Source organism: Carboxydocella sp. JDF658 (assembly GCF_002049395.1).
In the GTDB taxonomy this organism is placed as follows: Bacteria; Bacillota.
The window spans coordinates 1-256 of the sequence record NZ_BDLR01000250.1; the positions used below are offsets into that span (position 1 = coordinate 1).

At 50.8% G+C, this 256-nt stretch carries 1 pseudogene; it reads right to left on the minus strand.

Annotated elements, in window-relative coordinates:
* Positions 1-2: 2 nt before the first annotated feature.
* Positions 3-256 (minus strand): annotated as a pseudogene (locus JDF658_RS14015) (IS110 family transposase); the annotation flags it as partial.

Below are 256 nucleotides of genomic sequence, written 5' to 3' on the forward strand. Positions count from 1 at the left end.
CCTTAGTTTGAATCCCTCCTTTGCCCCTGGGGCATGTAAAGTTGGTTGCTGCGCAGCAGAGCATCAACCATACGCACTAACTTGCGTGCTGTGAGAACCAAGGCGCGGCGATGATGATGGGTTTTGCTTTCCCGGTACTTTCGGGCATAGAAATCCCGATATTCAGGCTCATGTTGCCGAACCAGATTGGCCGCTTGTACAAAGTAATAGCGCAAATAAGCATTACCCGTCCTGGTTAGCGGCGTTTCATCTGCTT